The organism is Intestinirhabdus alba (assembly GCF_009711095.1).
GTDB classification, from domain to species: domain Bacteria; phylum Pseudomonadota; class Gammaproteobacteria; order Enterobacterales; family Enterobacteriaceae; genus Intestinirhabdus; species Intestinirhabdus alba.
In genome coordinates, this window is sequence record NZ_WMJZ01000007.1 from 150,136 (window position 1) to 171,618 (window position 21,483).

Annotated in this window: 22 protein-coding genes; 11 read left to right on the forward strand and 11 right to left on the reverse strand. The window is 58.1% G+C overall.

Going from position 1 to position 21,483, the window contains the following annotated elements; translation table 11 throughout:
• Positions 1-20 precede the first annotated feature (20 nt).
• The 4 genes from uxaC to GJV78_RS07445 form a co-directional block, all read right to left on the reverse strand.
• Complete coding sequence (uxaC, locus tag GJV78_RS07430; RefSeq protein WP_155107722.1) at positions 21-1,427, reverse strand: glucuronate isomerase; 1,407 nt, start codon at positions 1,425-1,427, stop codon at positions 21-23.
• Between the two features lie 276 nt (positions 1,428-1,703).
• Entirely contained in the window at positions 1,704-3,074 is a 1,371-nt protein-coding gene (locus GJV78_RS07435) for an MFS transporter (protein ID WP_155107723.1), read from the reverse strand.
• A 197-nt stretch (positions 3,075-3,271) separates the two neighbouring features.
• Positions 3,272-4,291 (reverse strand): Zn-dependent oxidoreductase, encoded by a 1,020-nt coding sequence (locus GJV78_RS07440; protein WP_155107724.1) that lies wholly within the window; start codon positions 4,289-4,291, stop codon positions 3,272-3,274.
• A 106-nt stretch (positions 4,292-4,397) separates the two neighbouring features.
• On the reverse strand, positions 4,398-4,586 hold the full coding sequence (locus GJV78_RS07445; protein WP_407929044.1) for a YnfA family protein: 189 nt from the start codon (positions 4,584-4,586) through the stop codon (positions 4,398-4,400).
• A gap of 128 nt (positions 4,587-4,714) precedes the next feature.
• Here GJV78_RS07445 and GJV78_RS07450 point away from each other — a divergent pair, with 128 nt between their 5' ends.
• From GJV78_RS07450 to osmV, 8 genes are all read left to right on the forward strand, one after another.
• On the forward strand, positions 4,715-5,056 hold the full coding sequence (locus tag GJV78_RS07450) for a DUF1283 family protein (protein ID WP_155107725.1): 342 nt from the start codon (positions 4,715-4,717) through the stop codon (positions 5,054-5,056).
• 18 nt (positions 5,057-5,074) lie between these two features.
• The gene (gene speG, locus GJV78_RS07455; protein WP_155107726.1) at positions 5,075-5,635 is read left to right on the forward strand and encodes a spermidine N1-acetyltransferase; all 561 of its coding nucleotides are present in this window, start codon (positions 5,075-5,077) and stop codon (positions 5,633-5,635) included.
• Positions 5,636-5,797: 162 nt separating this feature from the next.
• Complete coding sequence (gene ynfE / locus GJV78_RS07460; RefSeq protein ID WP_155107727.1) at positions 5,798-8,236, forward strand: selenate/tellurate reductase subunit YnfE; 2,439 nt, start codon at positions 5,798-5,800, stop codon at positions 8,234-8,236.
• Between the two features lie 296 nt (positions 8,237-8,532).
• Entirely contained in the window at positions 8,533-9,147 is a 615-nt protein-coding gene (gene dmsD / locus GJV78_RS07465) for a Tat proofreading chaperone DmsD (protein ID WP_155107728.1), read from the forward strand.
• 294 nt (positions 9,148-9,441) lie between these two features.
• On the forward strand, positions 9,442-10,152 hold the full coding sequence (osmY, locus tag GJV78_RS07470) for an osmoprotectant ABC transporter permease OsmY (protein ID WP_155107729.1): 711 nt from the start codon (positions 9,442-9,444) through the stop codon (positions 10,150-10,152).
• Positions 10,153-10,176: 24 nt separating this feature from the next.
• Positions 10,177-11,079: an osmoprotectant ABC transporter substrate-binding protein OsmX gene (gene osmX / locus GJV78_RS07475; protein WP_155107730.1), complete on the forward strand. Its 903-nt coding sequence runs from the start codon at positions 10,177-10,179 to the stop codon at positions 11,077-11,079.
• 9 nt (positions 11,080-11,088) lie between these two features.
• Positions 11,089-11,736: an osmoprotectant ABC transporter permease OsmW gene (gene osmW / locus GJV78_RS07480; RefSeq protein ID WP_155107731.1), complete on the forward strand. Its 648-nt coding sequence runs from the start codon at positions 11,089-11,091 to the stop codon at positions 11,734-11,736.
• Positions 11,736-12,884 (forward strand): osmoprotectant ABC transporter ATP-binding protein OsmV, encoded by a 1,149-nt coding sequence (gene osmV, locus GJV78_RS07485; protein ID WP_155107732.1) that lies wholly within the window; start codon positions 11,736-11,738, stop codon positions 12,882-12,884. Before osmW ends, osmV begins: the two co-directional genes overlap by 1 nt.
• 154 nt (positions 12,885-13,038) lie before the next feature.
• On the opposite strand, the gene bioD is transcribed toward osmV, so the two are convergent.
• The 3 genes from bioD to GJV78_RS07500 all read right to left on the reverse strand — a co-directional run bounded on the left by bioD (position 13,039) and on the right by GJV78_RS07500 (position 16,091).
• Positions 13,039-13,734, reverse strand: a complete 696-nt coding sequence (gene bioD, locus GJV78_RS07490; protein ID WP_155107733.1) for a dethiobiotin synthase — start codon at positions 13,732-13,734, stop codon at positions 13,039-13,041.
• Positions 13,735-13,860: 126 nt separating this feature from the next.
• Positions 13,861-15,081: a sugar metabolism global transcriptional regulator Mlc gene (mlc, locus tag GJV78_RS07495; protein WP_167519429.1), complete on the reverse strand. Its 1,221-nt coding sequence runs from the start codon at positions 15,079-15,081 to the stop codon at positions 13,861-13,863.
• A 107-nt stretch (positions 15,082-15,188) separates the two neighbouring features.
• Positions 15,189-16,091: a LysR family transcriptional regulator gene (locus GJV78_RS07500; protein ID WP_155107734.1), complete on the reverse strand. Its 903-nt coding sequence runs from the start codon at positions 16,089-16,091 to the stop codon at positions 15,189-15,191.
• A 120-nt stretch (positions 16,092-16,211) separates the two neighbouring features.
• On the opposite strand from GJV78_RS07500, the gene GJV78_RS07505 reads away from it, so the two are divergent.
• From GJV78_RS07505 to GJV78_RS07515, 3 genes are all read left to right on the forward strand, one after another.
• Positions 16,212-17,468: an MFS transporter gene (locus tag GJV78_RS07505; protein WP_167519430.1), complete on the forward strand. Its 1,257-nt coding sequence runs from the start codon at positions 16,212-16,214 to the stop codon at positions 17,466-17,468.
• Positions 17,469-17,622: 154 nt separating this feature from the next.
• Positions 17,623-17,826, forward strand: a complete 204-nt coding sequence (locus GJV78_RS07510) for an acid-shock protein (protein WP_407929045.1) — start codon at positions 17,623-17,625, stop codon at positions 17,824-17,826.
• 276 nt (positions 17,827-18,102) lie between these two features.
• Positions 18,103-18,924 (forward strand): trypsin-like serine peptidase, encoded by an 822-nt coding sequence (locus GJV78_RS07515; RefSeq protein WP_155107735.1) that lies wholly within the window; start codon positions 18,103-18,105, stop codon positions 18,922-18,924.
• Between the two features lie 12 nt (positions 18,925-18,936).
• Here the strand turns inward: GJV78_RS07515 and mdtI are convergent, their stop codons facing one another.
• The 4 genes from mdtI to pntB form a co-directional block, all read right to left on the reverse strand.
• Positions 18,937-19,266, reverse strand: a complete 330-nt coding sequence (mdtI, locus tag GJV78_RS07520; protein WP_155107736.1) for a multidrug/spermidine efflux SMR transporter subunit MdtI — start codon at positions 19,264-19,266, stop codon at positions 18,937-18,939.
• Entirely contained in the window at positions 19,253-19,615 is a 363-nt protein-coding gene (gene mdtJ, locus GJV78_RS07525; protein ID WP_155107737.1) for a multidrug/spermidine efflux SMR transporter subunit MdtJ, read from the reverse strand. The genes mdtI and mdtJ overlap by 14 nt, the downstream gene beginning before the upstream one ends.
• Before the next feature lie 110 nt (positions 19,616-19,725).
• Positions 19,726-19,896 carry a protein YdgV gene (locus GJV78_RS24265; RefSeq protein ID WP_456237473.1) on the reverse strand — a complete coding sequence of 57 codons (171 nt, stop codon included), beginning with the start codon at positions 19,894-19,896 and terminating at the stop codon, positions 19,726-19,728.
• A gap of 193 nt (positions 19,897-20,089) precedes the next feature.
• On the reverse strand, positions 20,090-21,478 hold the full coding sequence (pntB, locus tag GJV78_RS07530; protein WP_155107738.1) for a Re/Si-specific NAD(P)(+) transhydrogenase subunit beta: 1,389 nt from the start codon (positions 21,476-21,478) through the stop codon (positions 20,090-20,092).
• Positions 21,479-21,483: the final 5 nt, after the last annotated feature.

Genomic DNA, 21,483 nt, shown 5'->3' on the forward strand with positions numbered 1-21,483 from the left:
GTGTTCCCTCATCGAAAAACTTAAAAATTAAAATAGCGATTCGCGTTGTCGTAACAGATATTCCTGATCATTGTCGTCAGGATCGCCTGATTATTCGGCACTTCGCCCCGCTCCACCCAGCCGCCGATCAGGTTGCAGAGGATGCGGCGGAAGTAGTCGTGACGCGGGTAAGAGACAAAGCTGCGGGAGTCGGTAAGCATACCGACGAAGTGCATCAACAGCCCCTGGTCCGCCAGGCTGTTAAGCTGGCTCTCCATGCCGCGGCGGGTGTCGTTAAACCACCAGCCGGAGCCGAACTGGATCGGCGATTTCACGCCGTGCTCTGCGCTCTGGAAGTTGGCAATGGTGCTCGCCACCACGTCGTTGTAGCTGGCGTTCAGGTTATAGAGAATGGTTTTCGGCAGCGCGTCGGCGCGGGCCATGGCGTCCAGCAGCTGGTTCAGCGACGCCGCCAGACGGGACTGATCGCCTATCGAGTCAAAGCCGCTATTGATCCCCACCCGCTGGCGCATCCGGCTGTTATTGTCGCGGATAGCCCCGAAGTGGATTTGCATCGCCCAGTTTTTGGCCCGGTAGTGGCCGGCCAGCATCACGAAGATCGCGCTGTTAAGCTGCGCCTCCTCTTCGGCTGAAAGCGCGTTGCCCGCGGCTTTACGGCTAAACAGCGCCTCAATCTGCGCCGCCTCTGCGGCCTGATAGTCCACGGAGACCGGCCCGTGGTCGGAGATACGACACCCTGCCTGATGGAAAAACGCAATGCGCTGGCCGATGGCGTGGGTGAACTGCGCAAAGGAGCCAATCGCTGCGCCGGTCAGTTGGCCGAGCTGTTCAATAAAGCGGGAGAAGGCCGCCGCGCTTTCGCTGAACACCTCATCAGGGCGAAACGTCGGCAGCACCCGAACGGCAAAAGATGCATCCTCCTGCAGCAGCCGATGGTATTCGAGGGTGTCCAGCGGTCCGTCGGTAGTGCAGATAACCTCAACGCCGGAGCGCTCCATCAGGCGGCGCGGCTTAAAATCGTCCTCTTTCAGCAGGCGGTTACAGTGGTTCATCACCTCGCGCCAGTTCTGACCGTCAAGCAGCGTATTGCAGTCGAAATAGCGGTTCAGCTCAAGGTGGGTCCAGTGATACAGCGGGTTGCCAAACGCCGCTTCGACGGTCTCCGCCCAGGCCCGGAACTTCTCTTCCGGGCTGGCGTCACCGGTGATAAAACGCTCATCAATGCCGTTGGCGCGCATTGCCCGCCACTTATAGTGATCGCCGGAGAGCCACAGCTGGCTGATATCGGCAAAAGGGCGATTCTCGTAGATTTCTTTAGCGTCAAGATGGCAGTGATAATCGACGATCGGCAGATCTTTCGCCACCTCAAGATAGAGGCGAACGCCCGCTTCATTGTTAATCATAAAGCGATCGTTAATAAAATTCATAGTTGACTCCTGCATGGTCTTTATTGACGCGCTGGCGGCTCTGCAACCTCACGCACGTTTCGTTACGCGCGTTAAAAACGTTTTGCCCGCCGGGTGGTGCCGGAATCTTCCCATTACACATACTACCATACAAGTATTAATGACCTGAAATCGCTGTGGGATCACAAAATATTGCCCGCATGCTGATTCATACAAAGTGGGGATAACGCCTCAGCAGACACAAAAAAGCCGCGCCGGATAACGCCGACGCGGCTTCTGCGATACAGAAAAAAACGATCAGTTCATCTGGCTGAACGAGCCGACGGCAGGCCGCTTCGCCGCCCTCTCAGCGGCGTCTTCCTGAATGCTCAGGTCGCGGTCCCGTACTTCCGGCATCAGAAAAGCGGAGAGCAGGCCAATCAGCGAATAGATCACAATCATCGCCAGAATCGGCGTCCAGGAGCCGGTCATATTGCAGAAAATTCCCGCCAGCAGCGGGCCAAAGCCGACGGCAACCAGCCCGCCCGCCTCTTTCGAAATCGCCATCCGGGTAAAGCGGTTACGCGAGCCAAAAATTTCAGCCATGGTGATATTCTCCAGCGCAAACAGCCCCAGCACCGCGATGTTATGAATCACGATCAGCGCGGCCATAATCACCCCGGGCCTGTAGGCGCTGTCTACCACGATCGACAGCATCGGGTAAGCCAGAATGATGGCGGAGATATTCAGCACAATATACGGCAGGCGGCGGCCAAGTCTATCCGACAGCCAGCCCAGCAGCGGGATGGTGATAAAGCCGATCGCCGAGCTGATCATCAGCGCGTCCGTGGGAATCGCTTTGTTAAACATCAGCGTCTGCACCAGGTAACCCGCGAGGAAGGTCTGAATCAGCCCGGAGTTGCCGGCCTGGCCAAAACGCAGCCCCGTCGCCAGCCAGAAAGATTTGCTGGTAAACATCGCGCCAGACCTATTTTCCGCAGCCGCAGGGAGCTTCTCTTCATCGTGAACCTGCTCAAAGACCGGGCTCTCCTTAAGGTTCAGCCGCAGCCAGATGGCGAAAACCATCACCACGACGCTCGCGAGGAACGGAATACGCCAGCCCCACGCCAGCAGCGCCTCTCTGTCAAGCGCGAAGAACATCACCGCCCAGATCGCCGTAGCGCTCAGGGTGCCGCAGTTCGTTCCCATCGCCACCAGCGAGGAGATGATCCCGCGCTTCCCCTTTGGGGCATATTCCGCCAGCATGGTTCCGGCACCGGATATTTCCGCCCCCGCCCCCAGCCCCTGGATAATACGCAGCGTAACCAACAGCGCCGGCGCGAAAATACCGATCTGGGCATAGGTGGGCAGCACGCCAATTAAGGTGGTGCAGATGCCCATCATGGTAATAGTAATAAACAGCACCTTTTTACGCCCGATGCGGTCCCCCATTTTGCCAAAAATAAACGCGCCGATAATTCGCGCAATATAGCCCGCCCCATAGGTGCCCATCGCCAGAATAAGCGCCATTGCCGCCGACTGTTCCGGAAAAAATATCTCGTGAAATACCAGCGCGGCACCTAATGAATAAAGCTGAAAATCCATAAATTCCAGCGCCGTTCCCAGCCAGCCGGATACCGCCGCTCTGATTAAGTCTTTAGTGCTTCGCTGATGTTGATTGTTGTTCATATTAACCATCCTGGAGTATTGGGCGATTCACCGAATATTGGGCTGCAGGCCGCAGCAGAAACAGGCGGTAAACGAGCGCAAAATCCGTCCGGGACAGATTTTATTACCGTATAACGGCCCGCTCGTTGTTGTGCCGGATTATCCCGCAGCTCACGCAGCTGCAGCCCGAAATATATCGGAGATACGCACGATTATTGTTATGCAGAAAAAGTCAGTAAAACCTTACAGCACTTGCGACGATCGGTTTCAAACAGTTCAATTGCTTCGACGACCTGACGGTAATCAAAGCAATGGGTAATCAGTTTATCCGGATCGATTAGCCCCTTTTCCAGCCAGCCGATGACCGTGGGGAATTTATTGGCGTTAAGCCGCGAGGAGAAAATAGCCAGCTCTTTTCCGGTAATTCCCTGCTGAATAATCTGGCAGGGCTCGCCGGAAAAGCCCATCAGCACAATTCGCGCCGCCGGGGAGGCCAGACCTATCGCCTCCTGCAGAATCGACGGATGGCAGGCGGCGTCAACGATCAGCGTCGGCTTCAGCCCCTGCTCGTTTAAAAACGCCGCTAAGTCGATCTGCTCGTTATTAATGATGTGGTCAGCGCCGCACGCTTTGGCCATCGCCAGACGCTCATTAATGCGATCGGCGACAATAACCTGCTGCACCTTATAAACGCTTTTCAGCGCCTGCACGGTGGTCAGCCCCATCGGACCGGCACCGTAAACAAGCGCGACGTCGTTTTCCATCGGCGCAACCTGCCCGGTCACGTTCGCCGCAATGGTGTAAGGCTCCACCATTACCGCATGTTTATCGGAGACCGCGTCCGGGATCGGATGCGCATTTTTCGCCGGAACCGTAACATATTCACTGAAGCCGCCGTCACGATGTACGCCTAATACCACCAGGGAAGTGCAGACATTGGGCTTGCCAACGGTGCAGGGGTAACATTTACCGCAGCTAATCACCGGGTCCACGCTGACGCGCTGGCCATGCCGGTTTGGATCAACGCCTTCTCCCACGGCATCAATAATGCCGTAGAATTCATGACCAATCACACGAGGATATCTTGCGAAAGGATTATGTCCGCGATAAATATGGCTGTCGGAGCCGCAAATGCCGGCAAGTTTTACCTTTACCCGTACCTCTCCGTTTGCCGCCAGGGGTAAAGGACGTTGTTCAATCACCAGCTTATTTGGCTCTCGAATAACAACACTTTCCATGCTTTTTTCCTTACATCTTATTAACGGTGCAGGAAATTTAGCGCCCCCATAACTACCATACAAGTATAATGATCAAAAAACACACATGCGATCACAAAATGAGCGCTTACGTCCATCCCCATCCCACAACCATAATCAGCATTCCGCAGAGGGCAACCCGCGCTCCGCCCCACTCCCAGAGACTCAGCCTGACTCCGCCAACAAACCGCAGCCACAGCAGGGCGGTCACGAGGTAAACGCCGTCCCGGGCGGCACAGACCCATTCGCTTGCCGCCGGGTGCAGCAGCACGGGCATTGCCCCACGCTTCAGCCACAGTCAGGGCAGGAAACAGCCGGTAATTTCACATAGTGCGGCGATGGATATTACCGCCAGCAGGATTGGTGTAGAATTCATCACGTGATTACATAAAGAAGGAGCCTGCCATGAACTTTATCCTTAGCAAACGCCTCTGTCTGACGGCAATGCTCGCGCTGGGTGCCGTCGTTTACTCCTCCGCCACGCTGGCGGAAAACAGCAGGCTGGTCATTGAATCAGGCGACAGCGCGCAGAGCCGCCAGCACGCGGCGATGGAAAAAGAGCAGTGGAACCAGACCCGCAGCCTGCGTAACAAGGTTAATACCCGCACCGAAAAAGAGTGGGACAAAGCCGACGCCGCCTTTGATAACCGCGACAGATGCGAACAGAGCACGAACCTTAACGCCTACTGGGAGCCGCATACCCTGCGCTGCCTGGATCGCCGTACCGGCCGCGTGGTGGCCCCTTAAACTCAACAGGGACAGAAAATGTTAACGCCTCTGAACGTTAAATTACGCCCGCTGGAACGGGAAGATCTGCGTTTCGTCCATCAGCTCGACAACAACGCCAGCGTGATGCGCTACTGGTTTGAAGAGCCTTACGAAGCGTTTGTCGAACTGTCGGATCTGTACGATAAGCATATTCACGATCAGAGCGAGCGCCGCTTCGTGGTTGAGTGCGACGACGAAAAGGCCGGGCTGGTGGAGCTGGTAGAGATCAACCACGTCCACCGCCGGGCCGAGTTCCAGATCATTATCTCCCCGGAGCATCAGGGCCGGGGCCTCGCCTCCCGGGCGGCGAAGCTGGCGATGGACTACGGTTTTACCGTCCTCAACCTGTACAAGCTGTATCTGATTGTGGATAAAGAGAACGAAAAGGCGATCCATATTTACCGCAAGCTGGGCTTTATGGTGGAAGGTGAACTGATTCACGAATTCTTTATCAACGGCGAATACCGCAACACTATCCGCATGTGCATCTTCCAGCATCAGTACCTGGCGGAACATAAAGCGCCGGGTCCGGCGATGTTAAAACCAACCGCGCAGTAACCCCGAAGCGCCAAAACTTACCCTCCCGCGCCGGAGGGTAACCCGCATTTTGATATGGATTAATAACCGCCACTCCTGAAGGGGTAAACTCCCGTTACCATAAGCATGTTATTGATTTCGCTATTTAATGTTTTATATAGCGCTTAATGTGAGGGAGTAAGTATGTCTGACAGTATCCTGCAGGGAGGCATCAGCCGCAGGGCATTAGTAAAATCCACCGCTATCGGATCGCTGGCCCTCGCCGCCGGCACCCTCTCCTTACCCTTCAGCGTGCGCTCAGCCGCTGCTGCGGTGCAGCAGGCGATGCAACCCGCAGAGGATAAGATCGTATGGGGTGCCTGCTCGGTTAACTGCGGCAGCCGCTGCGCCCTGCGCCTGCACGTAAAAGATGATGAGGTCTGGCGGGTCGAAACCGACAATACCGGCGACGATATTTACGGCAATCACCAGGTACGCGCCTGCCTGCGCGGACGCTCAATCCGCCGCCGCATCAACCATCCGGATCGCCTTAACTATCCGATGAAGCGCGTGGGCAAGCGCGGTGAAGGCAAGTTTGAGCGCATCAGCTGGCAGGAGGCGCTGGATACCATCAGCAGCAGCCTGAAACGTACCGTCAGCCAGTATGGCAACGAGGCGGTTTACATTAACTACTCCTCCGGCATCGTCGGCGGCAATATGACCCGCTCCTCCCCCTCAGCCTCACCGATCCGCCGCCTGATGAACTGCTACGGCGGCTCCCTGAATCAGTACGGCACCTACAGCACGGCGCAAATCGCCTGCGCGATGCCCTACACCTACGGCAGCAACGATGGCAACAGCACCTCCGATATAGAGAACAGCCGGCTGGTGGTGATGTTTGGCAACAACCCGGCGGAAACGCGCATGAGCGGCGGCGGGATCACTTACTATCTCGAACAGGCCCGGGAGCGCTCAAACGCGCGGATGATCGTTATCGATCCGCGCTATACCGATACCGCCGCCGGGCGCGAAGACGAGTGGATCCCGATCCGCCCCGGCACCGATGCGGCGCTGGTGGAGGGGATCGCCTGGGTGCTGATTAACGAGAATCTGGTGGATCAGCCTTTCCTTGATAAATACTGCGTCGGCTATGACGAGAAAACCCTGCCTGTCGGTGCCCCGGCCAACGGCCACTACAAGGCCTGGATTCTCGGCCAGGGGGACGACGGCGTCGCCAAAACGCCGCAGTGGGCTTCGCGGATCACCGGCATCCCGGCGGAGCGCATCGTTAAGCTGGCGCGGGAGATCGGCTCCACCAAACCGGCTTATATTTGTCAGGGCTGGGGGCCTCAGCGACAGGCCAACGGCGAACTCACCGCCCGCGCCATCGCCATGCTGCCGATCCTCACCGGCAACGTCGGTATTAACGGCGGCAACAGCGGTGCCCGTGAGTCAACCTATACCATGACCATCGAGCGCCTGCCGATGCTGGAGAATCCGGTAAAAACCGCCATCTCCTGCTTCAGCTGGACCGACGCCATTGACCACGGCCCGGAGATGACCGCCCTGCGCGACGGCGTGCGCGGCAAAGAGAAGCTCGACGTACCGATCAAGTTCATCTGGAACTATGCGGGCAACGCCCTCGTCAACCAGCACTCCGATATCAATAAAACCCATGAGATCCTGCAGGATGAGTCGAAGTGCGAAATGATTGTCGTCATTGAGAACTTTATGACCTCATCGGCTAAATACGCCGATATTCTGCTGCCGGACCTGATGACCGTCGAGCAGGAGGACATTATTCCTAACGACTACGCCGGCAACATGGGCTATCTGATCTTTATCCAGCCGGCGACCGCGCCAAAGTTCGAACGCAGGCCGATCTACTGGATCCTCTGCGAAGTGGCGAAGCGCCTTGGCGATGACGTCCTGCAGAAATTCAGCGAAGGCCGCAGCCAGGCGGAGTGGCTTCAGTATCTGTACGGCAAGATGCGCGCCCGGGATCCGGCGCTGCCTGCCTATGACGAGCTGAAGAAAATGGGCATCTATAAGCGTAAAGATCCCAACGGCCACTTCGTCGCCTACCGGAAGTTCCGCGAAGATCCCCAGGCCAACCCGCTGAAAACGCCCTCAGGTAAAATCGAAATTTACTCCAGCAGGCTGGCGGAGATCGCCGGTACCTGGGAGCTGAAGCAGGGCGACGTCATCAGCCCGCTGCCGATTTATGCCGCCACGCCGGAGGGCTGGGACGATCCGAAGCGCAGCACCTTCCCGCTGCAGATGTATGGCTTCCACTATAAGGCGCGCACCCACTCCACCTACGCCAACGTTGATGTGCTGCAGGCCGCCTGCCGCCATGAGGTATGGATTAATCCGCTGGACGCGCAGAAGCGCGGCATCACCGACGGCGATATGGTGCGGGTCTTTAACGACCGCGGTGAGGTGCGCCTGCCGGCAAAGGTTACGCCGCGTATCCTTCCGGGCGTCAGCGCCATGGGCCAGGGAGCCTGGCATCAGGCCGATATGGCGGGTGACCGCATCGACTACGGGGCCTGCATTAACACCCTGACCACCCTGCGCCCGTCGCCGCTGGCCAAAGGCAACCCGCAGCACACAAACCTGGTGGAGATCGAGAAAGTCTGATCGGACAGCACGGCCAGCCGCCGCGGGCGAAAGCGATACGCGAGTAACCCCCCCGGCCGCCGCTACGCGGGCGAGCGGCAAGGCCTTCAATAATGTTACGCTACAGCCTGGCACATTAGGCCGCTCGCTGCCGGACAGCCAGGGAATCGGCTCTCCGGCAGCGTCAGGAAAACGCGCAGGGCGTTTTCCGGTGCAACCCCCGGCCGGGGCCGGGTTTATGGCCCAGAATATGACCGTCGGTATGGCGGTAAACTTAATGAATTTGTGCGGGAGTCCCGTACTTTTGGAAAATGTTAATGACTGATTTTACACAACGTGACGATTTCTCCATCACGGCGCGGGCGCTGGGTGCGCTGTTCTATTACGCGCCGCAGAGCGCCGAAGCCGCCCCGCTGGTGACGGCCTTGTCAAGCGAAGGCTGGGAAGCGCAGTGGCCGCTGCCGGCGGAGGTTTTGTCGCCGCTGAGCGCGGCGTTTCAGGCTGAGAGCGAGGAGCCTCTGGCCGAGGCCTGGCAGCGCCTGTTCCTTGGCCCATACGCCCTGCCTTCACCGCCGTGGGGGTCGGTCTGGCTGGATCGGGAAAACGTTCTGTTTGGCGACTCGACGCTGGCGCTACGCCAGTGGATGCGTGAAAACAGCATACAGTTTATCGTCAGGCAAAACGAGCCGGAAGATCACTTCGGCTCCCTGCTGCTGATGGCCGCCTGGCTGGCAGAAAACGGTCGCCACGGCGAGTGCCAGCAGCTGCTGGCATGGCATCTGCTGCCGTGGTCCTCCCGCTTTCTGGAGGTGTTCATTGAGCACGCCGGACACCCTTTCTACCAGGCGCTGGGCGAGCTGGCTCGCCACACGCTGGCCGGCTGGCAGTCACAGCTGCTTATCCCGGTAGCCGTGAAGCCGCTGTTTCGCTGAGCGGCATAAAGGCAGGTTTACCCTGCCTTTTTTGCGCCCAACGCGGCCGTTTTGTTACAACGTCACTTCATTATTAACCTTTTAAGATAATTCCTGACCTTCCCCGCGCGCCCTGTACGCCAGCAGGGGCCACTCCCGCGGCGTCAGCGAAGCGCACGCCATAAATTCATGCGCTTCGCTGGAAACCTTTCCACCCTGTTGCTATAGCTCAAATCACCCTGCCGGAACATGGCATAACAACACGCAGCCCACTTATCCGCTGCCATAACACATGCAAACAGGGAGCACATCGCAATGTACACCTCCAACGCTAAACGCGCGTCTGGCTTCGCCGTCGCGATCGTTATCGTGCTGGCGCTGTTAGTCTGGGGTATAGGTCTGGATACGCTGAAGGCGCGTCAGACCGACCTGCTCTATCTCGGGCAACAACATCTGTTCTTAGTCTTCACCTCGCTGTTTTTTGCCCTGCTGGTCGGCGTTCCGAGCGGAATTTTACTGAGCCGCCCCGCGGCCAGGGGATTCGCTGAATACATCATGCAAATCTTTAACATCGGCAATACGCTGCCGCCGCTGGCGGTACTGGCGCTGGCGATGGTGATCATCGGTATTGGCGATATTCCGGCTATCGTCGCGCTGTTCCTGGCCTCGCTGCTGCCCATCGTGCGCAATACCTGGGCCGGTCTTAGCTCAGTGCCGACGTCGCTGCTGGAAGCCGCCGACGGTATCGGCATGACCCGCTGGCAGCGCCTGCGCCAGGTGGAGTTACCCAACGCCTGGCCGGTGATGCTCTCCGGTATCCGCATCGCCACGGCCATTAACGTTGGCACCGCGCCGCTGGCGTTTCTGATTGGTGCCAGCAGCTACGGTGAGCTGATTTTCCCCGGCATTTATCTGAACGACTTCCCGACGCTAATCCTCGGAGCCACCGCCACGGCGCTGTTTGCGCTGATCCTCGACAGCCTGCTTGCCTGGCTCGGACGTGCGTTAAGTCCGCACGCTGCCTGATGACAATAATAACAAGGAGCAAAGATGAATCTTAAGAAATGCCTGAAGGGATGGCTTGTCGGAGCGCTGCTGCTGGCCGGGCCGCTTCACGCCGCCCCCATCGTGCTGGCTACCAAAGGCTTTACCGAACAGCACATTCTTTCCGCCATGACCGTACAGTACCTGCAAAAAAAAGGCTTTCAGGTGGAGCCGCGCACCAATATCGCCGCGGTGATCTCCCGTAATGCCATGGTTAACGGGCAGATCGACGTGACCTGGGAGTATACCGGCACCTCGCTGATCATTTTTAACCGTATCAATAAGCGCATGAGTCCGCAGGAGTCATACGCCACAGTTAAGCGGCTGGATGAGAAGCTGGGGCTGGTGTGGCTGAATCCCGCCGATATGAATAATACCTACGCTTTCGCCATGCAGCGCAAGCGTGCCGAGGCAGAGCACATCACCACCATCTCGCAGATGGTGGCGAAGATTGAGCACCTTCGCCAGACCGATCCGGATCACAACTGGCGGCTGGGGCTGGACCTGGAGTTCGTCGGGCGCAGCGACGGCATGAAGCCGCTGCAGCAGACTTATCGTATGACCCTCGATCGCCCGCAGATACGCCAGATGGAGCCAGGGCTGGTCTATAACGCAGTGCGCGACGGCTTTGTCGACGCCGGTCTGGTCTATACCACCGACGGCCGGGTTAAGGGCTTCGATCTGCAGGTGCTGGAGGATGATAAAGGCTTCTTCCCCGGTTACGCTGTCACGCCGGTGGTGCGCAAAGCGGTACTGGAGACACATCCCGGCCTCGACGAGGCGCTAAATACGCTCTCCGGCCTGCTGAATAACGACATTATCCGCACCCTGAATGCAAGGGTCGATATCGATCATCAGTCACCCCAGCAGGTCGCGCGCGACTTTCTGCGTCAGAAAAAGCTGCTGTAAGGAGCGCCCATGGACACCCTTCACTATATGATTGACAACGCGGGCTATCTCGCCACGCTGACCTTTCAGCATCTGTGGCTGGTGGCGCTGGCCGTCGGCCTGGCTATCGTTATTGGCGTACCGCTGGGCGTGCTTATCGTGCGCCATAAATGGCTGGCGACGCCGGTTCTCAGCGTCGCCACCCTGCTGCTGACCGTCCCCTCCATCGCCCTGTTCGGGCTGATGATCCCGCTGTTTTCGCTGATCGGTCAGGGTATCGGTGCCCTGCCCGCCGTTACCGCCGTGTTCCTCTATTCGCTGTTGCCGATTGTGCGCAATACCCATACCGCCCTCGACAGCCTGCCGCCGGGTCTGCGTGAAGCCGGTCGCGGCATCGGCATGACCTTCTGGCAGCGCCTGCGCTGGGTGGAGATCCCGATGGCGCTGCCGGTGATTTTCGGCGGCATCCGCACCGCCGTGGTAATGAACATTGGCGTTATGGCGATCGCCGCGGTGATCGGCGCGGGCGGCCTCGGGCTGCTGCTGCTCAACGGCATCGGCGGCAGCGACATCCGGATGCTGATTGCCGGAGCGCTGATGATTTGTCTGCTGGCGATTGTGCTCGACTGGCTGCTGCACCGTCTGCAGATTGTACTGACACCCAGGGGGATTCGATAATGATAAAGCTGGAAAACCTGACCCGGCAGTTCGCTCAGAAAAACGGCCAGCCGCTGAAGGCCGTCGATAACGTTAATCTGCACGTCCCGGAGGGCGAAATGTGCGTGCTGCTGGGACCGTCGGGCTGCGGAAAAACCACCACGCTGAAGATGATCAACCGTCTGATTGCCCCCAGCAGCGGCAACATATTGATTAACGGTGAAAATACCAACGACATGGATACCGTTACCCTGCGCCGCAACATCGGCTATGTGATTCAGCAAATCGGCCTGTTCCCCAATATGACCATTGAGGAGAACATCACCGTTGTGCCGCGTATGCTGGGCTGGGATAAGGCGCGCTGCAAAAGCCGCGCGGCGGAGCTGATGGAGATGGTGGCGCTGGATGCGAAGAAGTACCTCCACCGCTATCCGAAAGAGATGTCCGGCGGCCAGCAGCAGCGCATCGGGGTGATCCGCGCCCTGGCCGCCGATCCGCCGGTGCTGCTGATGGATGAGCCGTTTGGTGCCGTAGACCCGATTAACCGCGAGGTGATTCAGAACCAGTTTCTTGAGATGCAGCGGGCGCTGAAAAAAACGGTCATGCTGGTCAGCCATGATATTGATGAGGCGCTGAAGCTCGGCGATCGCATCGCCGTCTTCCGCAAGGGACATATTGTGCAATGCGCCAGCCCGGACGAGCTGCTGGCAAAGCCCGCCAACGAGTTTGTCGGCTCCTTTGTCGGCCAGGATCGCACCCTCAAGCGGCTGCTGCTGGTCTCTGCCGGCGACGTTACCGACCAGCAGCCAACGCTGACCGCGCGACCTGGCACTCCTCTTCGCGACGCCTTCGGCATTATGGATGATAACGACATCCGCGCTATCGCCGTGGTGGACGGCGACGGCAGGCCGCTGGGGTACGTCAAACGTCGGGAAGCGCGCGGGGCCAGCGGCACCTGCGCCGATTTGCTTCACCCCTTCCGGGTGACCGGAAAGGCAGAAGATAACCTGCGCATCGTGCTGTCAAAACTCTATGAGAGCAACACCAGCTGGATGCCTATCGTCGATGAGGAGGGACGCTATAACGGCGAGATCTCCCAGGATTATATCGCCGATTACCTCAGCTCGGGCCGCACCCGCCGGGCGCTGAATATTTACCCGGACAGTTGACCTCGCGGCACGGGTGCCGCGCGCGGCTGGCTGACGCCCCGGACAGGGGACGTTAATAACAGAATATGAATTCACAGAAAAAATGACTTAAGCATGGGGCCAGGGAAAGCGCCCCGGACTTCGATCGTCGGGCACCGGCGCTGCCCGCGGGCGGCTACGCCAGGATACGATCCGCCGACAGTACGCTGCCGAGCATTGACAGGCGAATATAGTGCCCCAGCTCGCGCTGCTCGGCCCGGGGTAGATAGGGAAGCTCGCCGATGAGCGGTGCCGGCAGTTTTTTACTCAGCACGCCGATGATTTCAGCGTAGTGAGCCAGCCCGGGGTTAATGCGGTTAGCCACCCAGCCGATCAGCGGCAGGCCATCGTTGGCAACGGCCTGAGCGGTCAGCAGCGCGTGGTTGATACAGCCCTCCTGGATACCGACCACCATCAGTACCGGCAGCTGTTCCTGTACCACCCACTCCGACAGCGGACGCAGATCGTTCATCAGGCTGCGCCAGCCGCCGGTGCCTTCGACCACCACATGATCCACTTTTTCACTGAGGTTTGCGAGACCGTTGGACAGAAGGGTGTAATTAATCTGGCAGCTGTGCGCCACGCTGCTTTCTTCTTCGCTGAGGGCAATGGGATTGATCGCTTCGTACGGCAGCCCGACGGACGAAACGCTCTGCAGCACCAGCCCGTCTTTATTACGCACGCCGTCGACCGTAGCGATGCTTCCCTTGGCGACCGGCTTATAGCCCGCCACGCTTTTACCAGCGGACGCTAATGCCTGCAGCAATGCACGGGAAACCACCGTCTTCCCGACAGAAGTGTCCGTACCTGTAATAAAGAAACGCTTCAGCATTACTAACTCCACCGTTATGCGTCAAAAAAAGTAAACCAGTAAAATAATATAGTGCAGAAAGTTTAAAGTATGCCGGGAAGATACTGCTTGAGTTAGCGCAAATTTTGGTACGTCAGTTAAAAAATGTTAACCCTGTAATAGACGGATTAACAAAGAGCCGCTATACATCGCGTCTTTGACCAGCGCGGCCCCCGCCATCGTCCCTTCATTGGAAAACTGGGTTCTCTCTACCGTGATATGCCTGCTGTAGGCCGGCAGCGCCTGCTGGCGTATGCTGTCAGCCACCGCCGGAAACAGAATCTCCTCCGCCCCGTTCAGGGGAGAGCCAATCAGGATCTTTTGTGGGTTAAACAAATTCACCATGATCGCCAGGATACGCCCAACGTGAGCGCCAACGCCGCTGATAACATCCCTGGCCAGCAGATCGCCCTGCAGCGCCGCCCGGCAGAGCGAATCCACCGTAAGCGGCTGCCCGTGCAGCGTTGAGGTCATGGACTGGCCAAGCCGCCGCTGCGCCAGTTCAAGGATACTCTCCACGCTGGCGATGGTCTCCAGGCAGCCGTGGTTGCCGCAGTAACAGCGCTTGCCGTAGGGATCGACCTGGGTGTGACCAATCTCCACCAGGCTGCTGCTACCGGCGTGGAGCAGTCGCCCGTCGGTGATTACGCCCGAGCCGACGTTATGGTCAATCACCACCTGAATCACGTCCCGCGCCCCGCGCGAGGCACCGAACAGCGCTTCGGCCATCGTCCAGGCGCTGATGTCGTGCTGAATATAGACCGGCACCCCGGTATGCTGCGCCAGCGCCCTGCCCAGCGGCATCTCCTTAACGTCCTCATAAAACGGCATGCTGTGCACAATGCCGTTTACGGTATCAATAATGCCCGGCAGGGTGATCGCCATGGAGGTCAGCCGCTCAAGTTTCTGCTGATGACGGGTGAAAAATTCATCAACCATCACGATGATACGTTCCAACAGCGGCGTTTCGGCATAAAGCGGCAGCGCCAGGCACTCCTTTACCACCTCTTTGCCGCTGAGATCGCGCAGGGCGATAAATATCTCCCCGCGGCTGATGCGCAAAGAGAGATAGTGCCAGGCTTCCGTCTCCACGATCAAACCGACCGCCGGACGTCCCCGACTGCCGCCCTCTTTGATCTCCAGCTCCTGCACCAGATGGGCTTCAAGCATTTCGCGAACGATTTTCGTAATGCTGGCGGGAGCCAGCTGCGCCAGGCGAGAAAGATCGATGCGCGACACCGGGCCCAACTGGTCAATCAGCCGGTACACCACGCCCGCATTGGTTTGTTTAATCTGATCGATATGCCCCGGCTGACTCTCAGCGACCACCGCTTACTCCCTTTATTTTCGCGCTCCGAAATAATCTACAGTCTATGGTGAAACACTTCCCCGACTGGCGTCAAATTTTTACTTATTGATGTGATTTAACGCACGTTTTATACCCTATGCCCGGCCGCAGCGTTCAACAGCTGGCAAAAGCGGCGGGCAGCATGGCTCTGCTCACGGTGCGCGGGCCAGACCAGCCACATTTCCGAAACCGCGTCTTCTTCGGCAAGGGGCACCCAGCACATTCCCGCCAGCTGCACCTGGCGAAAGGATGCCGGCAGAATCGACACCCCCAGCCCGGCAGCGACGAGGCCGATAATGGTCATCGCCTCGCCGACCTCCTGAGCAATCGTCGGCTTCAGGCCGCGCCGATGCATCAGGCCCAGAATATCGTCATACAGCCCGGTGCCGATGTGCGGGTCAAAAAAAACCAGCGGCTCCTTTACCAGCTCCGTCAGCGTTACCACCGGCTTGTGGGCCAGAAAATGCTCCCGGGGGATCATCGCCATCAGCGGTTCACGCAGGATCACCTCGTGCTTTAGCGTCTCCGGAAGCCGGGTGTTGCGCAGTAGCCCCACGTCAAGCTCTCCCTCATTTAACGGCGCGATCTGCTCATGGGTGTTCATCTCCCGCGTCTGCAGATGCACGCCAGGCCAGGCCCGGCGAAACTGCGACAGCGTATCGGAAACGGCGTTAATAAACGGGGCCGATGAGGTGAAGCCAATCCGCAGCTCCCCCGCCTCGCCCTGATGCAGCCGTCCGGCGCGGGCGGCGGCGTCGTTCACCAGCCCTAAAATTTGTCGACTGTCGATCAGAAACTGACGCCCTGCGGCGGTCAGGGCCACGCTGCGGTTGGTACGGGCCAGCAGGCGCGCGCCAATCTGCTGCTCCAGGCTCTGGATCTGCTGGCTGAGGGGCGGCTGAGAGATGTTGAGACGGGCGGCGGCGCGGCCGAAGTGTAACTCTTCAGCGACCGCAATAAAGTAGCGCAAATGACGCAGCTCGATATTCATATTTTAAAAGTATTATTTAAGATTATTAATATATTAGACAGAATATTGTGATTTTCCTACCCTTATAGAGGTGGTCGTACCCGTCGCCCTGAAGACGGGAGTGTTAACCAAGGATCTCCTGTGAGACGTACATCTGTCGTCAATGACGCCACGACGAGTGGCGTTGACTCGTCGCCTGCCTCCCAACCCGCTCAGTACATAACGCGCGGCACCGCCCGCTTTATGCGCGCGACCCTGGCACTGTTTTCCGCCGGGCTGGCGACCTTCGCCCTGCTTTACTGCGTACAACCAATTCTGCCGGTGCTCTCTCATGAATTCGGTATCTCTCCCGCCGGCAGCAGTATTTCACTTTCGATATCAACGGGGATGCTGGCGACAGGCCTGCTGTTTACCGGCCCGCTTTCCGACGCCGTCGGACGCAAGCCGGTAATGGTCACCGCGCTGCTGCTGGCCTCCTGCTGCACGTTGCTCTCTACGATGATGACCAGCTGGCACGGCATCCTTATTATGCGCGCGCTGACCGGTCTCTCCCTGAGCGGCGTCGCCGCAGTGGGAATGACCTGGCTGAGCGAGGAGATCCACCCCAGTTTCGTTCCTTTTTCGATGGGATTATATATTAGCGGCAATTCGATCGGCGGCATGAGCGGCCGCCTGCTTAGCGGGGTGATCACCGACTTCTTTAGCTGGCGCATGGCGCTGGCGGCGATCGGCTGTTTCGCCCTCGCCTCGGCGCTGATGTTCTGGAAGATCCTTCCGGAATCGCGCCATTTCCGCCCGACGTCGCTACGGCCTAAGGTGCTGGTCATTAATTTCCGCCTGCACTGGCGTGACAGAGGGCTGCCGCTGCTGTTTGCCGAGGGCTTCCTGCTGATGGGCGCATTTGTCACGCTGTTTAACTATATCGGCTATCGCCTGATGCTCTCCCCGTGGCACCTCAGCCAGGCGCTGGTGGGACTCCTCTCGGTTGCTTACCTGACCGGCACATGGAGTTCACCCAGGGCGGGGACAATGTCCGTTCGCTACGGCCGTGGGCCGGTTATGCTTTTTTCCATCGCCGTGATGCTGGCTGGCCTGCTGATTACTTTGTTTAGCCCGCTGTGGGTTATTTTCGCCGGAATGCTGCTCTTTTCTGCGGGCTTCTTTGCCGCCCACTCGGTGGCAAGCAGCTGGATCGGCCCGCGCGCCCACCGGGCGAAGGGACAGGCCTCCTCGCTGTATCTTTTCAGCTATTACCTCGGATCCAGCATTGCCGGTACGCTGGGCGGCGTATTCTGGCACCGCTACGGCTGGAACGGCGTAGGCGGATTTATTGCGCTGATGCTGGTGCTGGCACTGCTGGTGGGTGGGTGCCTGCACCGCCGCCTGCGCGGAGGATAAGCGCCGTCCGGGGCCGGGCTGGACAGCCCGACGCCCGTACATTTCGTTACACGCCGATACCAATGCTTCACGGAAGCCCCCTGCGTCCCACGTTATAGTGCTTTCGACACCCCCGCCGTGGGGTGAAATGAAAAATCAAATCGAGGGTATCGGAATGAAAAAAGTATTTGCTCTGGCTGTTATTGCTGCTATGGGCCTCTCTTCAGCCGCATTTGCCGCCGACGCGCAGGCCACCAGGGTGACGACGGAAAAAACCGTTCATCATCAAAAACATCATAAGGCCGCCAAAAAATCCCAGACCGAGAAAAAGCGCGTTAAAAAGCCTGGCCAGGAGAAAACCGGGCAGCCCGCCGCCTGAGTTTTTATTACCAGCCGTATGGCTTCCTGGTTTCGTCATTCATTCACGGCGGCAGGCTTTCCGGCCCGTCGCCCTATTTTTCGGAGGGGTATTCACGCAACATCGGCGTTTTAAGGTCATTCTGATTGCACTTTTTATTGTAAGATCTGACCGATGCTCGCTTTTCCCTTTTCAGCTTCCCATCGACTGATTTTACTCCCGATTTTTCGGCGTCCCGTCTATAGTATTTGCTAAGGGTTTGCTTTTAATAATCATAATTACCCATCAGAGCGTGATATGCGAAAAACCGTTACGGTACTACTGGGAACTCTCTATTTTTCTTGCGGCCTCGCGTATGCAGATAAACCTGATAGCACTTCCGCGAAAAGCAGCGAAGCCAGCACGCTGTTTTTTGGCTATGACGATCGTACGCCGGTAGCCGATCCGACGCAGCCGCCCTGGGATGCCATCGGCCAGCTGGAGACCGCCAGCGGCAATCTGTGTACCGCCACGCTGATCTCCCCTCGCCTGGCATTAACCGCCGGCCACTGTCTGCTGGCTCCCCCGCAGGGTAAAGCGGATAAAGCCATCGCCCTGCGCTTTGTTTCGCAACAGGGGCTATGGCGCTATGAAATTCACGATATCGAAGGCCGGGTTGAACCATCGCTGGGCAAGCGCCTGAAGGCGGACGGCGAAGGCTGGATTGTGCCTCCTGCCGCCGCCTCCCGCGACTTTGGGCTGATCGTATTGCGCAATCCGCCATCGGGCATTACCCCACTGCCGCTGTTTAGCGGAGACAAAACCGCGCTGACGGCGGCGCTGAAGAGCGCCAGCCGCAGGGTTACCCAGGCCGGCTATCCGGAAGATCATCTGGACAAGCTCTGGACGCATCAGAGCTGTCTGGTCACCGGCTGGGCGCAAAACGACGTCCTTTCTCATCAGTGCGATACGCTGCCCGGCGACAGCGGTTCGCCGCTGATGCTGCGCAGCGCCGCAGGCTGGGAGCTGATCGGCGTACAAAGCTCCGCTCCGGCGGCGAAAGATCGCTGGCGGGCGGATAATCGCGCAATCTCCGTAACCGGTTTTCGCGACCGGCTGGAAGCGCTGGCCCGTCAGTAGGCGTCGCCCGCGTCAGGCCAGCTTAATCATGACCATCCCCACCAGCAGCAGGAGCAGCCCGGCCCAGCCTCGCGGATTCAGCCGCTGGCCGAAAAGCACCCAGCCCGCCGCCAGCGTGGCGGCAATACCAAACCCGCCCCACAGGGCGTAAGCGACCGAGAGATCGATGCCCTTTACCGCCTGCGACAGCGCGCTGAAAGCGGCCAGCACGGCGGCCAGCGACAGAATGCCGTAAAGTTTGCGGCGGAAGCCATCGGAAAACTTAAGAAAGACGTTAGCGAGGATCTCCAGCACGATGGCGAGCGCCAGCCAGGCGGCGTGAACCCATTCAAACGGCTGCATGGGTAACCTCCCGGGCCGCTTTTTTCGGCTTACGGGTGCCGGATTTAATCAGCACGATCCCCAGCACCAGCACGCTCAGACCGGTAATTTTCAGCACCGACAGGCTTTCATCAAATAACAACACGCTGAACAGCGTAATAAATAAAATACCGATACCTTCCCACAGCGCATAGGCAACGCCGAGGGCGATTTTTTTTATGGCGAAAGAGAGAAAAATATAAGACAGCGTAATCATCACCAGCATTAAAATAAAACCGCTGCTGCTATTGCCGGTGCTGGCCCATTTCATCGACAGCGTGCCGATTATTTCAGATACAATAGCCAGACTTAATAAGATCCAGTAATACATAACCCTTCTCCTGCTTGAGAATATAATCCTTTGCGGTTGCCGGAGACGGCAAACCGGAACGTAAATCGATCGGCGCGGTGCGGGCACCAGCCGTGGGCAGAAGAAGGTGGCTAAAGCGCGGTGCGCCAGTGCTGCTCTCCGCTGGGCAGGAAGGAAGTGAATGGCTGAAAAGAAAAAAGAGTGGAAAAAAACGTTCTGAACAGATTGTCCATAAAATTACAATTATCCGCAGTGTTGCTTCTCGTCATCGCGGATGATAATTGTCCTCGGTAGTTAAACACGCCTGATTATGTACCATAAGCGCCGGGTTTACTCAAAATATTTTCACTTCTTTACCCGTCGCCGCGTTTTTTGCGCCGGAAGCTGACGGAAATCACATTATTTCAGCCGCTGCTCTTACACTTTTACCGGCAGAGATTATTAAATTGCGGATAAAAAAGCGACCTCCGCAGAGGCCGCCGCACCGATGTTGACTTAAAGCGCTTTCAGAATCGCATCGACGCTGGCTTTGGCGTCGCCAAACAGCATCTGGGTATTCTCCTTGAAGAACAGCGGATTCTGCACGCCCGCATAGCCGGTATTCATCGAACGCTTGAAGACAATAACGTTCTGCGCTTTCCATACTTCCAGCACCGGCATACCGGCGATCGGGCTGGCCGGATCGTCCTGCGCCGCCGGGTTGACCGTGTCGTTGGCACCAATAACCAGCACCGTATCGGTATCGGGAAAATCGTCATTGATTTCATCCATTTCCAGCACGATATCGTACGGTACCTTCGCTTCCGCCAGCAGCACGTTCATATGGCCAGGCAGACGGCCGGCAACCGGGTGAATACCAAAACGTACCTTAACGCCGCGCGCCCGCAGCTTCTCGGTGATTTCGGCCACCGGATACTGCGCCTGCGCCACCGCCATACCGTAGCCGGGAGTGATAATCACCGACTGAGAGTTTTTCAGCATCTCCGCCGTCTCTTCCGCGCTGATTTCACGATGCTCGCCCGTCTGCTGGTCGTCGCCCGCCGGAGCGCCGTCGGTGCCAAAGCCCCCCGCGATAACGCTGATAAAGGAGCGGTTCATCGCCTTACACATAATGTAAGAAAGAATGGCCCCGGATGACCCCACCAGCGCGCCGGTGACGATCAGCAGGTCGTTGCTGAGCATAAAGCCCGCCGCCGCCGCCGCCCAGCCGGAGTACGAATTAAGCATCGACACCACCACCGGCATATCCGCCCCGCCAATAGAAGCGACCAGATGCCAGCCGAAGGCCAGCGCGATGAGAGTCATCACCAGCAGCGCCAGAATCTGCAGGCCCACGCTGTCGGTTCGTACAAAGACCAGCAGCAGCAGGAAGGAGACCACCAGCGCCGCCAGGTTCATCTTATGGCGGTTTGGCAGCATCAGCGGCGTCGACGAAATTTTGCCGCACAGCTTGCCGAAAGCCACGATGGAGCCGGTAAAGGTCACCGCGCCGATAAAAATGCCGAGAAAGACTTCGGTAAGATGGATATTGACCAGAACCGGAGCCAGGCCCGCGTCGTGGTGCAGATAGCTGTTAAAGCCAACCAGCACCGCCGCCAGGCCGACGAAGCTGTGCAGAATCGCCACCAGCTCCGGCATTTCGGTCATTTCAACCTTTTTCGCGAGGCGGATACCGATGGCACCACCGATAATCATCGCGATCAGGATCCAGCCGACGTTGCCGGCATCCGGACCAAAAATCGTCGCCAGCAGCGCGATCGCCATCCCGGCAATGCCGAAATAATTCCCCTGCTGTGAGGTTTCATGCTTTGAAAGCCCCGCAAGACTGAAGATAAACAGGATCGCGGCAACAATGTATGCAGCTGTAACTAATCCTCCAGACATATGCT

What these genes read in the sequence shown, in the direction of transcription:
- dmsD (WP_155107728.1), top strand. Translation starts at nt 8,533, where the DNA reads ATGACTGATTTTACACAACGTGACGATTTCTCCATCACGGCGCGGGCG.
- bioD (WP_155107733.1), bottom strand. Translation starts at nt 13,734, where the DNA reads ATGCTGAAGCGTTTCTTTATTACAGGTACGGACACTTCTGTCGGGAAG.
- GJV78_RS07440 (WP_155107724.1), bottom strand. Translation starts at nt 4,291, where the DNA reads ATGGAAAGTGTTGTTATTCGAGAGCCAAATAAGCTGGTGATTGAACAA.
- GJV78_RS07510 (WP_407929045.1), top strand. Translation starts at nt 17,623, where the DNA reads ATGAAAAAAGTATTTGCTCTGGCTGTTATTGCTGCTATGGGCCTCTCT.
- mdtI (WP_155107736.1), bottom strand. Translation starts at nt 19,266, where the DNA reads ATGCAGCCGTTTGAATGGGTTCACGCCGCCTGGCTGGCGCTCGCCATC.
- speG (WP_155107726.1), top strand. Translation starts at nt 5,075, where the DNA reads ATGTTAACGCCTCTGAACGTTAAATTACGCCCGCTGGAACGGGAAGAT.
- mdtJ (WP_155107737.1), bottom strand. Translation starts at nt 19,615, where the DNA reads ATGTATTACTGGATCTTATTAAGTCTGGCTATTGTATCTGAAATAATC.
- GJV78_RS07500 (WP_155107734.1), bottom strand. Translation starts at nt 16,091, where the DNA reads ATGAATATCGAGCTGCGTCATTTGCGCTACTTTATTGCGGTCGCTGAA.
- uxaC (WP_155107722.1), bottom strand. Translation starts at nt 1,427, where the DNA reads ATGAATTTTATTAACGATCGCTTTATGATTAACAATGAAGCGGGCGTT.
- pntB (WP_155107738.1), bottom strand. Translation starts at nt 21,478, where the DNA reads ATGTCTGGAGGATTAGTTACAGCTGCATACATTGTTGCCGCGATCCTG.
- osmV (WP_155107732.1), top strand. Translation starts at nt 11,736, where the DNA reads ATGATAAAGCTGGAAAACCTGACCCGGCAGTTCGCTCAGAAAAACGGC.
- ynfE (WP_155107727.1), top strand. Translation starts at nt 5,798, where the DNA reads ATGTCTGACAGTATCCTGCAGGGAGGCATCAGCCGCAGGGCATTAGTA.
- osmY (WP_155107729.1), top strand. Translation starts at nt 9,442, where the DNA reads ATGTACACCTCCAACGCTAAACGCGCGTCTGGCTTCGCCGTCGCGATC.
- GJV78_RS07515 (WP_155107735.1), top strand. Translation starts at nt 18,103, where the DNA reads ATGCGAAAAACCGTTACGGTACTACTGGGAACTCTCTATTTTTCTTGC.
- osmX (WP_155107730.1), top strand. Translation starts at nt 10,177, where the DNA reads ATGAATCTTAAGAAATGCCTGAAGGGATGGCTTGTCGGAGCGCTGCTG.
- osmW (WP_155107731.1), top strand. Translation starts at nt 11,089, where the DNA reads ATGGACACCCTTCACTATATGATTGACAACGCGGGCTATCTCGCCACG.
- GJV78_RS07445 (WP_407929044.1), bottom strand. Translation starts at nt 4,586, where the DNA reads ATGCCCGTGCTGCTGCACCCGGCGGCAAGCGAATGGGTCTGTGCCGCC.
- GJV78_RS07450 (WP_155107725.1), top strand. Translation starts at nt 4,715, where the DNA reads ATGAACTTTATCCTTAGCAAACGCCTCTGTCTGACGGCAATGCTCGCG.
- GJV78_RS07435 (WP_155107723.1), bottom strand. Translation starts at nt 3,074, where the DNA reads ATGAACAACAATCAACATCAGCGAAGCACTAAAGACTTAATCAGAGCG.